Raw genomic sequence first — 15,426 nt, forward strand, 5'->3', positions numbered from 1 at the left:
CCCTATGAGTCAAAAGAACGCAGAGAACATTATATTTACCCAGAACTTGGTCATCGAAGATGCCAAAGCATTATTGGCGTTTGAAGAAGCAAATAAAGCATGGTTTGCCGAGCAGATTGGGGGCCGCCCCTGTCACTTTTTTCGCATAGACGCCATCAAGGAACACATTGAAGAACTCCTTTGTTTGCACGCATTAGGGAAGTGTTTGCCCATGGTCATCAAGAGTCAGTCAGGAGAAATTCTTGGTAGAGTGAACCTCCGAGATATAACCGATAGGGATGCTGAGCTTGGTTATCGAATAGCCAAAAAACATATTCGCAAAGGGTTGGCGAGCCTTGCAGTAAAGACGATGGCTCAAGAAGCGACAGAACGACGTCACACTGCGCTTATTGCCAATGTCGGTACTGATAATTTAGGTTCGCAACGAGTACTCGAGAACACAGGTTTTGTGCGAGGAGAGCGAATTGAAGCCTATACCTCGTTAAATGGACTACCGCTTGATGTATACAGATACAGGCTAACACTGCCAGCACCCGCAAAAAATAAAGGGGTGCATGACAATAAAGGTTAAGCGGTTTCAGGTACGCTATCAGTGACTGTTGTGAAGCGATCGGCGTAGATATCATTGGGGTTGAGTCCGAGTGAAATCAAAGTTTCCTTCGCTTTATCAACCATGACCGGAGGGCCACAAAGGTATGCCTGGCCAATGCCATCGATATACTCACCAATAAAATCAGTCACGAAGCCCTTGCCACCTTGCCAGTCACTATCACGGCTACACTCAGAGAGAATCGGCACAAAGCTAAAACGCGTTGGCCACAAGTCTTTCAGGCTTTTTATCTCCGCCAGCTTATAAAGATCACGTTGCTGACGTGCGCCAAACAACAAGGTGACAGAACGATTCTCTCTATTGGTCAACGCCTGCTCAAGCATCGCCATGATCGGTGCCAGACCGCTGCCGCCTGCAACAACGAGAATGTCTTTCTCACCTGCCCTCAACCAAAAGTCGCCGTGTGGACCTGTCACGGATAATGATTGCCCCATAAGGTCTTCTTCAACGGCTCTGCTGCTGAAACGACCGTTTCCTACCTGACGAATGAAAAATGTCAGTGAACATGGGTCGGAATTTGCTGTTGCAAATGAGTAACTTCTTTTGATGTTAGGTAAGCCCGCTAATTCCAGTTCGGCGTATTGTCCCGGCCTGTATGAAAGTGGCGTGTTAGTTTTAATTGTGAGTTGCGTAATATCGTGAGTTAGCGAAGACTGACCAACGACTGTTCCGCTTACAGTTTTAGTCGCTCGCTCTTCATATTCAACAGTGACGTCTCCAACCGGCACGCTCTGGCAGGCAAGTATAAAATCGTTCTCAAGCTCATGTTCAGAAAGCACATAGCTACTGTCAGTCAACTCCCTGACTTTTCCACTGGTTAGCCGACATTTGCAGGTTGCGCATCCACCAACACGGCAGCTGTTGGGAAAATCGATGTTCTGTCGCAACGCTGCGCTGAGCAACGTCTCTTTGGAGGCAATGGTTATCGTTTTACCGTTCACTTCCGCGCTGAACGTTTTCTTTTTGGAGAAAAATGAAAACATCGAAGAGCAACTCCTTGCCTTGTTGATATGAACTCATTCTCACACTAGCAACTAAGCGTTAGCTAAAATAGGTTACAATTTGCCAATAGACATTCATTTTTTGACAACCTAAATGCTTAACTTATCAGCAACACTACCAACGACATACTTGAGACTGACGGTAAAACAAATCACCGACATGGGATTTGACGTATCAGAGACTCTGAGACGGAAAGGGTTTGATCCAGATAACCTCGATGACCCGTCAATGCGATTGACAGTCAAACAGTACTGCCAATTTATTGAGAGCATGCTGGCGCTGACCAATGAGCCTGAATTGGGCATTTTGGTTGGTCGGCGATTAATGTTCAATGCCCACGGTGCGCTGGGTTTTGCAGCGATCAACTGTGAAAACTTTCTCCAGCTTCTTAATCTGGCCCAAAAGTTTATTTCGGCCAGAACAGGACAACTCTTGAGCATTGACTACGAACACGTAGGTGATTTTACCCATGTGAACATGTACGAATACTCACCAAATGAAATTCCGAAACGATTTACCGTAGAGACGTTTGCGGCCGCGATAAAAAATGTCTATACCTTTGTGGCACCGCCGGATTCTAACCTTCATTCTGTACATTTCACATTTCCCAAAATCTACGGCAGCGACCTTGCTGAGCGTTTTTTTGAATGTCCGGTTTATTATGGCCAAGCCAGTAATTACATGGTCGTACGAAGTGACTTCCTCAAAAAGCCACTCACCACAGCGACCTATGCCAGCTATAGCGAAGCCGTTGATCTTTGCAGCCGGGAACTAAGTGGATTGGGTGCGTCAGAGTCTTTACCGGACAAAGTCAGGCGTTTTATGCGTGGGAAGGGATACCAGTTACCAAGCTTTGCAGAAGTTGCCGAGCACTTCAGCATGACAACGCGGAGTATGCACAGAAAGCTAAAGGATGATGAAACATCGTACAAAAAGCTTTCTGAGGAAATTCGTCATGAGTACGCAGCTAAAATGCTTCGTCACAACAAACTGACTATTCAAGAAATAGCGTTTAATCTCGGATACAGTGATGTCGCTAATTTCAGACGAGCATTTAAACGGTGGGAAAATAAATCGCCGATGGAATACAGAGAATCGATGTTGGAGGACAGAAACTAGTCCCGAACAATCTCTATCAAGCAAAGAAGCAGCAAAAACAGCGACGGTGAATGTCGCTGCCCTACTCTTTATTACTCTTTTCTCATTACTACAGTTTTCGCGAGACGGTCGTGTAACGTCTGCCTTTTGTCGCTGAGATAAGCGGCCAATACATCAGCACTCATGATCAACACATACACCACAAAGGACACAAGCACGAAAAAGTCCGGAAGAACTGAAAAAGGCGTGTCCGCAACCCAAAATGCATATAGTAGGTACCCATAAAGCGCACTGACATACAGAAAACAATCTCGGGTCACTAATTGCTGAAACGACGCTCTTCTTTCGCTATCGATATCAGAGACGATCAGTCCAAGAAGATACTTGCCAACCGTTTGGCGAAATAATCCTAAACACACCACATTGTAGACAACCAATCCACCGGAAATAACAAGAATGCCTAAAGCAATGTCGTCGTAAGTTCGCTGCGGGTCGATATAGGTCACTGACGAATATATATAGTATCCAACGAGAGCAATGATCACTGCATCAACGCAAAATGCTAGTAAACGCCGCCATACTACAAAGAAACTGAACTCATCAGCGCTCTTCAATAAACATTCTTCAGAAACTGCAGGGTTATCGTGAAGTCGACCATTAATGAGCGCCTTTATTTTGTCTCGTCGACCGGGATACTGCTCATCATCCAGCTGTTCAAGCGCTTCAAACAACTCGATAATACTGTAATTGCTATAGTCAGGTTCTACATCCATTCACTATTCCATTCAGTCACACGAACAGGTTTTGCCTACCTTCCAGCCAGTACCAAAGGCTAGCGTGGCAAAAGAAAACGACGATGGTTAACGCCCCACGCATCGCCGTATACCACAAAGGGTAGACATGACGAGCAATAAAGAATAGCTCGATGACAAACAATGCAATGAACGAAAGGGCGAGTATCAGTAATCCAAAGCCAGAGGCATGGCAGCAACGGCAAAGGCAATGAGTGAAAATACAATAGCTGTTGTCAGTCCAAATGAGCCCGGCTTACTCTTCTCTTCATCAAGTGATGCACCCCATACAGCGCCCGCCATAAAAGCGAGTATTACCATGCTATAACTGGTAAAAAGGTTGATTAAACCTGACTCCCAACTGTCAGGCCACAATGGAAACAAGATACCGATAGCAACAAACGGGATTAATCCCATCGCACCGTATCCCCATGCTGTACTTTTCATTATTTCTTCTAATCCTTAAATATTGTTCATTCTCTGAGCGGATGATTTTCTGGTAATTGTCGTTGGATCCAAAGCACGAGCTTATGCTTCATCGAAGGGCCGTCTTCCTTATTCGATGCAAGCGGTGTTATCAGCTTATCCTGAACCAGTAAACGATAGATGCACTCAATCTTTATTTTATTTGACGTACCAGAATCAAATTTGGCAAAGCCACGTTTCTCGGCATATTGCTCACCAATACTTAGTGCTTTTTTAAGAAGCTGGCTTTCATTTTTTACTTTTTTCATATCCACCTCGTGCTGAAATTCAAATGTAGGAAGACTACAAGGCGATCGTTATCAGGGTGATACCTGAGCCTGTCACTGTCAAAGTCATACCACGACAACAGTTTGATTTTTTCAGTATTTCCAAATTTTTTGTCACTCGACAGACATTACATCCACCAGTGCAGAAAAAAAGCGATCAATTTCATCCTCCGTGTTGTAATGCATGAACCCCACTCGGAGAACACCGCCCCCTTCGAGTTTATTCAGTGTTTTTACCGCCTCTACCGCATAGAAGTGTCCATTCCAGACATAAATATGTTTTTTTGCCAACCCCTCTGCGATTGTCTGCGGTGACATGTCATCAAAGGAAAGTGCAAATGTGGGTGTTCTATGCTGTGAATTTTTGGTTCCATGCAAAGAGACACCATCGACCCCATCTAACTTGGACAAGAAATGCGCTGAGAGGCGCTCTTCATGGTGCAGGTAGTGATGGTAGCACTCCTCAAGCCTTTCTCGCAGCGTGGATTTAACGCTCCAGCTGGCCAAATAGTTAACCGCCGCGTTAAAACCAGCCAGCGCTTCGAAATTCAACGTTCCGGTTTCAAACCTTGCTGGCCCCTTTTCAGGTGCAGGTTTCACTTTGTAGGGCCTAAGCTGATCGAGCCAAGGAGACGCTATGTAGGCAATACCGAGATGCGGTCCAAAAAACTTATAAGCAGAACAAACCAGAAAATCACAACCGAATGCCTGCACATCAATAAGCTGGTGTGGTGCAAAATGTACGGCATCGAGGTAGACCTTTGCCCCCATTTTTTTCGCCAATGTCACTATTTTCTGCACATCGACAATGGTCCCCGTGAGATTGGATGCGCAGGTGACGGCAATGAGTTTTGTTCGTTTACTGATCAGCGATGAAAGTTGTTTGAGGTCCAACTGACACTCGTCAGCACTCATTGTTAAGGATTTAACAATGACCCCTTTGTCCTCAGCCGCCATCTGCCAAGGAGACACATTGGCAAAATGATCTAATGAAGAAACAATAATTTCATCCCCCGCCTTCCAGTCACGACTGATAGCGCGGCTCAGACTAAAGGTCAGGCTTGTCATATTGGCACCGAACGCCATATGGTCTCCTGAGGGAGCATTCACAAAGTCAGCAGCGGTTTGTCTTGCCTTTTCAACGAGTCGCCCAGTATCCGCACTGCAGGCGAAAACGCCACCCAGATTTGAATTCCCGCCGTCAAAATAGTTTCTCATCGCTTCACTCACGCGTTCAGGTATCTGTGTGCCACCGGGTCCATCGAGAAAGCAAACCTGATAACCATCGTGATACTGATTTAGCGCAGGGAAAAGCGCGCGTGCCTGTTCAGCAGAATACATGGATACCTCCAGCTCACAGCGCCAAAGCCGCGAAATATAAATGTAATGAAATAAGCATAGACACTGGTGATAATGACTTGTTTCGTTGTTCGTTACCTGCTTCACATCCACAGATATTTTTGCCACTTCGTACATGATAAATCGCTTTCTTTAGCTGATATTCAGGCTAAAAACTCGCTGATGAATTGAGGCTGGCAAACCATAAATGTTTGGTAAATACGATTAGTGAACGGAGATAAAAATGACTAACACTCCATCATGTAATGATGAACAGTATTGTTGTTAATACAGAAAAGCTATCAACGCTACGTTTGACAACTTTCAATAGTGGGACTCATTGAGAGTGCATCGAATCTACTATCGGATGCCGTTAATTTTATCTGGTTGTAGGCCGTTACAAGAAGGGCAGAAAGAATCAATTCATCATCTAAATTCAATTTTCCATGGGCAAGATTTAACGTATCAATCTAAATTGACGTCTCGAAACTCGGTTGAAATAATGGTCGTCAGCATCTCTCAAGTAAAAAGTGTCTCAATGTATATCAATTACCTTATCAAGGTAACAACCATACCTTGTTTGTTGTTACTCTCTTCTTTTTCGCATAGTGCAAGTTTTAATTGCGATGGCATTAAGCAACAGAGCTTTGAAGCTCTGATTTGTTCATCACCAGAGCTCAACGAGCTTGATGAAAAACTTAGTCTTCAATATCGGAAAGCGCTCAACTCTTTTAATGGACCTGATCTGTCTCACTTACCCGAAAATTACAACAATGAGCAGTTAAAGAAAATAATCAAAACGACACAAAGGGAGTGGGTTAAGGTAACCAGAAAAAATGAGTTCGCGGACGCTATAAGTCAAGCCTACCAACAAAGAATCGAGGAACTAGAGGCATTTTATCAAGCAAGCTTAGGGACCACTTTTGACATTCAATGTGAGAGTAAAAAACAAAACTGCCAACAAGTCAGTGAGCTTAATAGTTTGATTTCGAAAATCTATAAGCAGCCAGATAATAAGTTACGTTTTTATCTTCCTTTTATCATTGAAGACTTACAGTGCTCGAATCATCGCTTCATTGGCAATTGTCTGTCAAAATTAAAACAAATAGGTTTAGATACTGATTTTCTCATAGCGCATGCTCAATTGAATTTATTCAACGACTTCACACAAGGTTGCAATAGCTCAAGTTGGTTAGATTATGTTGATTGTGTTGTTGCGACGACAGCCGGATGGCAGAAAATCATCGCTGCAAGAACGATAAAGATTAAAAAAGCGATGCAGACAGGGAAGGACTGTGAGTTATCTGATCGTTATTATCAAGAATATCCATACGGGATGACAGTTGGAGCGATAGATTCAGATATGGAGCAGCTCGATAGCTTCAATATGGCCTCGCGTAAATATGCCAGCGTATACTGTCCACTAAAGCAGCAAATGGAATTAGGCTCGCAGAAAACGAGCGGGGCTGTGTGTGAGCGCGATCTTGCCGTAAAGCACTATAAGAAGTTGATTGAAGTTTATGGTGAATCTCACATACTCGACGAAGTGATAAACGCCTGTGGCCACAAACAGCAATGAATTTTTGGGTTAATTTTAACTAGCGTGAGCAAAATAAGGATATGGTAGATAAGCAGTTTCCAGAGATAAATTTTCGCCGAGAGGTTCATTCATCTCTCGATGCATTCGATCCTGTTGAGTGGGATCAGCTTGCCGGTAATGATAATCCGTTTTGCTTGTATGCATTCTTCAAAGCCCTGGAGCAAAGTCAGGCTATTACATCCCACACGGGCTGGAGTCCTCAATACGTATCTGTCTATCAAAACGATAAGCTGATTGCCGTTGCGCCTTGTTTTATCAAAAGCCACCCTATGGGCGAGTATGTTTTTGATTGGTCTTGGGCTGATGCCTATGAGGCACATGGTCTCGACTACTACCCAAAACTTGTTTGTGCTATTCCTTTTACTCCTGTCACTGGCCCTCGATATTTCATCCATCCATCAGCAGATTATCATATCGTCAGCGCGCTGCTTCTAGAGCAGGTTGAAGCATTGGCACGGCAGTATGAAAGCTCAGGTTTTCACATCTTGTTCCCAGAAAAAAGCGAAATACAGTTACCCTGTCATGCAGAATTGGCAGTGAGACAATCCGTTCAGTTTCACTGGTACAATCGCGGATATAGTCATTTCGATGACTTTCTCGCGTCTCTCACATCACGCAAAAGAAAAAGTATTCGCAAAGAACGGAAGAGCGCACTCGAAAATGACGTTACGATTTGCGTTAAAGAAGGCGAAAACATCTCAGAAGATGACTGGCGGCAGTTTTACTGTTTCTACCGAAATACCTACCTCAAACGTTCAGGACATGAAGGCTACCTCAACGAAACGTTTTTCATGCATTTGGGCGTCACAATGCCAAACAACCTCGTACTTATCTGCGGCATGAGAAACGAAAAAATAGTCGCGGCATCACTCTTCCTTCGTTCCTCCTCAACACTTTTTGGACGATATTGGGGGTGTAGCGAAGAGCATAACCACCTTCACTTTGAGCTCTGTTACTATCAAGGTATCGAATACTGCATTGAAAACCAACTGACTGTATTTGAGGCGGGCGCGCAAGGTGAGCACAAATTAATCAGAGGATTTGAACCTATATGGACTTACAGTTTGCATAAGCTTTTTCATCCTCAGTTTCATTCGGCGATTGAAGACTTTGTTGACCGTGAAAAACAACATTTGGATCTTTACAAAAAAGATGCAGAAAAATGTTTACCGTATAAACACACAGCTGAGTCATAACAAAAAAAGGCGCCTTGGGCGCCTTTTTTACGTTTAACATTACACTAGATTTAAACGTCACTAGAGGTCGTCAGTTTCGCTTTTATATCTTTCGCTTTCTTATCGCTAAACTGGCGAAATCTGAAGTAGAAGTAAGTACACGTGATCGTGAAGAACAGGTACGACACTGAGAAAACAAACGGTGATGAGATGATCTCCTGTTCGAGGCTCCACATTACACCGAATACTGTTACGGCGATTTTAGCATCAATCCAGCTAAAAGGCATAAAAATGCAAGTTGCGGATACTTAGTGTGTCTGAAGCTTAACCAATAGCATGCCCCCGTCGCTAGCGAAGCAATAGCAAACCCCACTAAAAAGCTGTGGAAGTGCTCAGCGGCCAACAGTCCACCAAGTACAGACAATAAAACGACTAATATGTACGCCATAATCTTTGAAAAACTCTCGTTAATAAAGGTTAAGTTACGATCTACTCAATACCAGCCCATATTGAACAAAAAATAACCAATTATCAATAGGGCTTGTGAAGGTAAATCTTTACCTGTTGAAATATCGAAATTTATTTTTCGTTATAAACACCATCTAAACGAATGAATGGCGTTGAAATCAAGCATCAATGTTAAATCTTTGTTAATTTAAAGCATTGAGATACTGATTATGGCGATACTCATTCATTTTTTAATATAATAGATAGAAAACCTAATTCTTACTCTGAGAGATGGAATTGACAAGCTTTGATTTTATAATAAGAAGAATTGATATTTTGTTTGACTGCGCCATGAAAAGACACCAAGAACGAAAACGTGACACAAACGCAAAACCATGAGGAACTATCAGAAAGGAATCATGTTGATTGTGAAGAGAAAAGACGTTGCAACAGCGCGTTATCGCGTTACAACGACCTAGTTAACTTTTTCGATTTTTAACAATATTAATTCCGTAAGTTTCTACCATTACTATCAGCATCTCTAAATGTGCCGCAGATTCCTCGTCACTCTTTTTCAATATAATACGGTCCATAGCCAAACCGACCATTGAACGCATTACGAGGGCTGTTGCTCTTTTAACGGTATCGAAGTCACGCTCCCACTTCGGAAACGCCATATTGACGATCCAAACGATCTGTTCTTCAAATCTAGCCATTGCCGCTCTGTACATCTCACCCAACGCGGGTTCCGTACGCGATGCATTAGCGATCTCTAGCCCAGCGACAAACGTAGGACCTTTCATTACCTCAAACACATCACGCATCAAGTCTGCCAAACTCATGTTTTTATTCGCTTGGATTGTCTTGATAAACGCAGTAGCTTGACGCAAAAGTGTGTCTTCCATCGCTGCTATCACCAATGCATCTTTATTTGGGTAATGGTGAAGCATTGTGCCTCTGGCAATGCCAGCCCGCCGGCAGACTGCGGCAGTTGAAGTACGATGGTAACCATGCTCCACGAGCAAGTAATGGGCTGCTGCCATTAATTTTGCCTTGGTTTGCTCTGACTTTTCTTCTTGACGTCCCAAATTTTCCTCCACTGGACACAGACGCCCAATTACGATGAACGCTTACATTCCTTGTTATTTGGAACTCTTCTGACTGCTTCAATCTGATACAGTCGTATTCATCCGTTTCAATAAACTTTGTTGCATAATCTTGATTAAAGTTCCGTTAATTATGAATATAAACTCATTTTTATATACACCACTAAAAACGTTGTAATGTATTTCCTATTCACAAGCACTCAGTCAATAGCTTCAAGAAGCCAGTAAAACTCCGGGCGAGCAATGAAAGCCTCCTTAAAGGTAACGGTAGCGGTTAGCATTTAAAGCAAACGTTGAGTAATATAATCATTGATGCATATTGAGCTCGTTTATTTTTATCGAAATTCTGACTATACATGTTGTCAATTTTAAAATTGTCCCAATCATTCAAATCTGTAACATTTATTGCCGAAAATATGGCGATAAATGACGATAGTCAGATCTTTTGGTAAGAACGATCAATCGTCCCCAAGGTCAATCCTCATTTGAGTGATAAAAAAAGGCCTCTTTCGAGGCCTTTTTCAGTCTTATCATCTTATTGTGTATTCATTACCCGGAGCTTATCTCCAACTGGGCCAGAGAAATTGAAGCCATCAAATTGATCCCAATTAATAGACCATGTCATCACTCCGCCAAAATCTTCATAGTTGAAGTCTGGCTTAACCTCTCCACAACGGCTGCCTGAAGTTACGCAGTCCAGAGCATCCAGAATATTCTGTGTTGGCGCTTGACCAGAATTGGCTGATTTGGGCCCAGATGGCAAACCAATAGCAACCTGATCACTTCGCAATGGCCTAAACATTTCTCCGTTTGCTAATTCAAATCCCTCAATCAGCATCTTAGACTGCGCAACCATCATATCTACCGAGCCTTCTCGTGCCGAGCCGGTTAAATAAGGATTGGGTAGACCACCATTGTTATAGAGTTGCACATGCAATAGATCTAGCGAACTACGCAACTCGTCGATTAACGGAATATACGCACCCCAAATACCGGAATAGGCGATCATTCCACCATGTACATAAGGGTGTTCTGGTGCCATGGTGAGGTACATATCACCGCCCATGTTCGCTTCAATCTTTTTCAATGCTCTTGGTAAACGAGCCTGAATCTGAGATCCGTGAACAAGATTGGACCCACTCTCCAAATCGATATCCAGTCCGTCAAAGCCCCACTCCTTAATGATATCTGAGAGGCTGGAAACAAAGTTAGCCTCATCATTATCAGTATTCAGGGTAATGGTGCCTTCTGCGCCGCCCAGAGATAATACAAAGATCTTTCCTTTCGCCTGTAACTCAGCCATCTCACGCTTAAAGCGTTCTGGATCAACACTGGACAAGTACTGCGGATATCACCATTAAAAGGCGTAAAGTGCACAGTGCCGTTGCTGCTTCGATCGTTTTCCGCAAACGCGATGTCAATGACATCCCACGCTTCTGACATTTCGCTAAGATTCAGCGGGCATCCGGCGCCATTTACGAAGTTGTGCCAGTAACCAATTAACTTATGCTTCACCGCGACTTTCTCAACTACTCCAACGCGTGATGCAGCCGTTGATACTGAGAAACCCGTATTGTCAGTCGCCTTAGCGGAGACGGCGTAACTACCAACAGCACCCGGTGTCCATTGAACGCTATAAGGTGAAGTACTGTCTGAAGCGACAGCTCGACCATCTACATAAAATTCGACCAATTCAACACTTCCAGTCAGCGAGCTTGCCTCGGCGGAAAGTGTCAAAGATTTACCTAAACTAACCTGTGTACCTGATGCTGGAGATGTGAGTGTAGCAACCAAAGATTCATCGCTGACAGAGACAGAAACGGAATCCTCAAATCGACTACCGTTTTCATCAGTGGCGACGGCACGAATAACCTGCTCACCAACCCCGGACACCTGCCAGTTCACACTGTAAGGAGCCGACACGTCTTGTTCTACTTCAGTGCCTCCAGCATAGAAGGTGACATCAGCGATAGCGCTGTCAGCATCTGAAACGCTTGCAGATAGGGCAATCTCACTTCCGTTTAACAGCACAGCATTATCAGAAGGAGATGTAATAGCGACAGTTGGCAATACTGCACAAATACCCAAACCTTTCCATGCATCTTCCCAATACTGCCCTTTACCCGGCTCATAAGCCCATGCAGCATCAGATGAACACCAACCACCTACTTCACATTGGTATTTCTGATTCATATTTTGTACGACATCGCCCGACGCGTATTGTTGCCCTACAACATACTGTGCGACACCTTTACATTGACCCGATGAACCGCCAGATACCATGAGGCTGACTTCTTCTGACCAAGTCTCGAGATTATCATCATCAGTCGCTTTCGCTTTGAATGAATGCAAGCCCTCTACGGCTGTCCAGTTAGCGTCATAAACGGGTCCTTCTGAGGTCGCGACCACTTCATCATCAACATAGAACGCAACGCTAGTGACTGAACCATCGCTATCTGCTGCATCAGCTGAGAGGCGCACGGTATCGCCAACTTTGAGCTGGGCATCAGCCGCAGGTGAAGTTAAAGATACATTGGGTGGTGTAGGGCCAACTTTATCTTCCACAGAGAGAGTAATCTGCGTTTCTGCTTTATCGCCGTCATTGTCCAACGCAACCACGGTAAGCGTGAATGTACCCGCCACAGCGGCCCACGCAGCGCGATAATTACCATTCTCGAACTGAGCAGGGATAGTGCTGTTATTGATTGAAAATTCAACAGACACGATATCACCGTCAGAATCGTCCGCTTTTGCAATCAAAGTAATGTCTTGTCCAACTGCAAACACAGCGTTATTCAGAGGAGAAACAATCGATGCAGTAGGGAGCTGATTCCCATCTGTGTTGCAGGTCCCAAGGCTCTTCCATTCCTGCCAAGGGCCAGAGAACTGTTCAGGTGAATTTCCTTTAGACCACCAGCGCGCCACGAAAGCAGACTGACTTTGTTTGACTTGATCACCACCTGTATAAGTCGCATCTGCAGACCAGCTCGGCAGGTTCGTGCAATCGACAGCGAACGCCGATTGGCTGATGCCAAGGCCCGCTAACACTGCACAATGCAGGAGTTTCCGTACCATAACTATTTCCTTTAAGAGAAGAGAAAAAACTGATTTGGCCACGCGTTTAACGGCCAAGGACGCTTTGCCATCATCTAAAGGGAAAGGAGGTTAGGTAAAGGCTTATAATCTTGTTTTTACTGTCTTTTAACGGTGACTCGCAAAATAAACGCAACAAACCGATAACATTTATTGATGAAGTTATGTTTGAATGGATGGACTCACAATACTACTGATTTCTCTGGCCAGAAAACTGAATAAATTGCTCTAGAGACAATGACTTACTGACTGACCAGCCCTGAACGAGTACTCGGTTAAACTGGCTGATAAATGACATCTGCTCGTCAGTTTCAACACCTTCGACAATAACATCAAGATCAAGCTGTTCTGCTATACCCATCAAGCTGCTGAGTACTTTCTTTCCTCTCTCAGTGTCGAGAGAAAGAACAAAGCTCCTGTCAATTTTGATCGCATCTATTTCGAAATGATTGAGATAACTTAAAGAACTGTAACCCGTGCCAAAATCATCAATATGTACTTCAGATCCAGCGGCATGAAGTGCTGCGATATTCCTCTCAACGTCGCGGTTTTTCTCGACCAAAGATTCCTCAGTGATCTCAAACGAGACAATACCGGGGTGCGGTTTAATTAACCTCACTATTTTATCAATCGCTTCACGGCTGCTGATGGTCTGACAGCCAATATTCACGCAAACCGTATTTTCCACTCCTTGCTTTTGCCAGTCCAGGCAGTCCTCCAGCGCACGGGCGACCACCCAAAGATCTATGTCAGTCAAAAGGCCAGCCTTCTCGAAGAGTGGCATAAATTTCATTGGCGGCTCTATATTTCCGAAATTATCTTTGACTCGAATCAACGCCTCAGCCGAGACCACTTTACCCTTATCGAGACTCTTTTGCGGTTGATACTCAAGGAAAAATTCCCTTTCCCTGATCCGCTTAATTTTACTCAGCAGCCCTTTGTATTCAGTGCCTTTATTTAATTGTTCATTGACCGGATCGGTAGTCAGAATATATGCCTCCTCTTCTCGCCGATTGAGCGTTGTATCCAACGAAGGAATATAGAGTACTTCGGACTGCGATTCTTTTTCGAGCAAGACAATAAACGGCGTGTAAATCAATAGGCTAGAAATCAGAACGGCAAACTGAAGTACTAGCGCAGCCGGATCTCCACCCGTTGAAATATAAGCGTTGAAAAATATGGGGCTGGGAATAGGCGCCAGCGCCGACGGCATATCCACCCAACCCATTTCTATCACCAAAAAGGCAAGAAGTAAGTTGGCCAACGGTGCAATCACAAACGGCACCAGTAGCTTTATGTTCAGAATTAATGGCAATCCAAACATAAGGAGTTCGTTGATACCCAAAAAGCCAAGAGGCAGACTTGCCAACGCTATAAGCCGCATTCGATTGCTGGACGAGAAAAGCAAAATCGCCATGACCAAGCCGAGGGTCGCCCCGCTCCCCCCTACAAACACAAAACATGACAAAAACGACATATTCATGATTGAGGCGGGCTCAGCGCCGGACGCGACAAGTGCATTGTTTAACTCTACCGCCGAGTTGAGCGGCTCGATCATCGGAGACAAGGCGTAATAGCCGTTGATGCCAATGAACCAAAAAAGAGAGTTGAACGTGGTGTAAATCAGGCCACTTTCAAGCGGCTCGGAGAAAACGTCAAGATGCTTGCTTAATTCAGGAATACTAATGACATCGCCCATTCCCTCTAAGGCCGATGCGTATACCAATACCAAAGCAGTACTCAATATCGCCGGAATAATGAGATTCATTGAGTCTTTGACTAACTCTCCCCCAATGTCTTTTTTCAGAATCTTCGTCCACCTGTATTCGGTCAGCGCAGAAATCACTGGAACAAACAGTAAAGGCAAAGTAATACCGACAAATGTCATTGTACTGGTGACGAGCTGGGAGCTGGTGTCCATGACTTGATGAGAAATCGCCAGATATACAATGGACAACATGCCTATGGGCGTCCGGGGTAAGCGCCACTGAATGGCCATCATGGTAGAAATAGAAGCGCAGAATAGATAAGGATAAAGAGAGACCATCTCGTAACGGATGATAGATATCGTCAATCGGAGACTGTCAGAGCCAAGGCCAAGAAGGTCCAACGTACCAGCAGCTAGGCCAATAAACGATGAAATCATCAGACAAGGTACAAGCCATAACATACCATCTCTGATAGCTTTAAGGCTCATCGAAAGGCTTTGTTTAAATGGAGCAACATTAAACGCCACTGACGAGGGATTCTCGGAACCGTTTGTCATGAGTGCGAAACCTTCAGGTGTTTACTGACCATCTGGACAGCAAAGAAATGTTGATATCGCTTTATCTATCAACCAGTATGGCCAAATATCATACTTACAAATATGCTAAATAACGTCTCATTAGTGAAATCGTTGAAATATAATAAGA

General features: G+C 44.1%; 11 protein-coding genes and 2 pseudogenes. 4 read left to right on the top strand and 9 right to left on the bottom strand.

Annotation, left to right across the window (positions count from 1 at the left end; genetic code table 11):
* The first annotated feature begins 4 nt into the window (after positions 1-4).
* A complete protein-coding gene (locus tag CS022_RS11005; protein ID WP_129122315.1) occupies positions 5-571 on the top strand; it encodes a GNAT family N-acetyltransferase in 567 nt (188 codons plus the stop codon).
* Here CS022_RS11005 and CS022_RS11010 read toward each other — a convergent pair.
* Positions 568-1,593: a 2Fe-2S iron-sulfur cluster-binding protein gene (locus CS022_RS11010; RefSeq protein WP_129122316.1), complete on the bottom strand. Its 1,026-nt coding sequence runs from the start codon at positions 1,591-1,593 to the stop codon at positions 568-570. The genes CS022_RS11005 and CS022_RS11010 overlap by 4 nt on opposite strands.
* A gap of 112 nt (positions 1,594-1,705) precedes the next feature.
* Here CS022_RS11010 and CS022_RS11015 point away from each other — a divergent pair, with 112 nt between their 5' ends.
* Entirely contained in the window at positions 1,706-2,731 is a 1,026-nt protein-coding gene (locus CS022_RS11015; protein ID WP_129122317.1) for an AraC family transcriptional regulator, read from the top strand.
* 71 nt (positions 2,732-2,802) lie between these two features.
* Here CS022_RS11015 and CS022_RS11020 read toward each other — a convergent pair whose 3' ends face one another.
* The 4 genes from CS022_RS11020 to CS022_RS11035 form a co-directional block, all read right to left on the bottom strand.
* Complete coding sequence (locus tag CS022_RS11020; protein ID WP_129122318.1) at positions 2,803-3,483, bottom strand: RDD family protein; 681 nt, start codon at positions 3,481-3,483, stop codon at positions 2,803-2,805.
* A gap of 186 nt (positions 3,484-3,669) precedes the next feature.
* Positions 3,670-3,948: a DUF3429 domain-containing protein gene (locus tag CS022_RS26305; protein WP_235869463.1), complete on the bottom strand. Its 279-nt coding sequence runs from the start codon at positions 3,946-3,948 to the stop codon at positions 3,670-3,672.
* A 26-nt stretch (positions 3,949-3,974) separates the two neighbouring features.
* The gene (locus CS022_RS11030; protein ID WP_129122319.1) at positions 3,975-4,235 is read right to left on the bottom strand and encodes a DUF5062 family protein; all 261 of its coding nucleotides are present in this window, start codon (positions 4,233-4,235) and stop codon (positions 3,975-3,977) included.
* Between the two features lie 132 nt (positions 4,236-4,367).
* Positions 4,368-5,594: a cysteine desulfurase-like protein gene (locus CS022_RS11035; protein ID WP_129122320.1), complete on the bottom strand. Its 1,227-nt coding sequence runs from the start codon at positions 5,592-5,594 to the stop codon at positions 4,368-4,370.
* Between the two features lie 499 nt (positions 5,595-6,093).
* Here CS022_RS11035 and CS022_RS11040 point away from each other — a divergent pair, with 499 nt between their 5' ends.
* The gene (locus tag CS022_RS11040; RefSeq protein ID WP_129122321.1) at positions 6,094-7,170 is read left to right on the top strand and encodes a lysozyme inhibitor LprI family protein; all 1,077 of its coding nucleotides are present in this window, start codon (positions 6,094-6,096) and stop codon (positions 7,168-7,170) included.
* A gap of 41 nt (positions 7,171-7,211) precedes the next feature.
* Positions 7,212-8,387 carry a GNAT family N-acetyltransferase gene (locus tag CS022_RS11045; protein WP_129122322.1) on the top strand — a complete coding sequence of 392 codons (1,176 nt, stop codon included), beginning with the start codon at positions 7,212-7,214 and terminating at the stop codon, positions 8,385-8,387.
* 50 nt (positions 8,388-8,437) lie between these two features.
* On the opposite strand, the pseudogene CS022_RS26310 reads toward CS022_RS11045, so the two are convergent.
* From CS022_RS26310 to CS022_RS11065, 4 genes and pseudogenes are all read right to left on the bottom strand, one after another.
* Positions 8,438-8,814: pseudogene (locus CS022_RS26310) on the bottom strand (NADH:ubiquinone oxidoreductase).
* Positions 8,815-9,292: 478 nt separating this feature from the next.
* Entirely contained in the window at positions 9,293-9,901 is a 609-nt protein-coding gene (locus CS022_RS11055) for a TetR/AcrR family transcriptional regulator (RefSeq protein ID WP_129122323.1), read from the bottom strand.
* Positions 9,902-10,454: 553 nt separating this feature from the next.
* Positions 10,455-12,994: pseudogene (locus tag CS022_RS11060) on the bottom strand (Ig-like domain-containing protein).
* A 208-nt stretch (positions 12,995-13,202) separates the two neighbouring features.
* A complete protein-coding gene (locus CS022_RS11065) occupies positions 13,203-15,278 on the bottom strand; it encodes an EAL domain-containing protein (RefSeq protein WP_129122324.1) in 2,076 nt (691 codons plus the stop codon).
* Between the last annotated feature and the right edge of the window lie 148 nt (positions 15,279-15,426).

This window comes from Veronia nyctiphanis (assembly GCF_004116385.1).
GTDB lineage: Bacteria > Pseudomonadota > Gammaproteobacteria > Enterobacterales > Vibrionaceae > Veronia > Veronia nyctiphanis.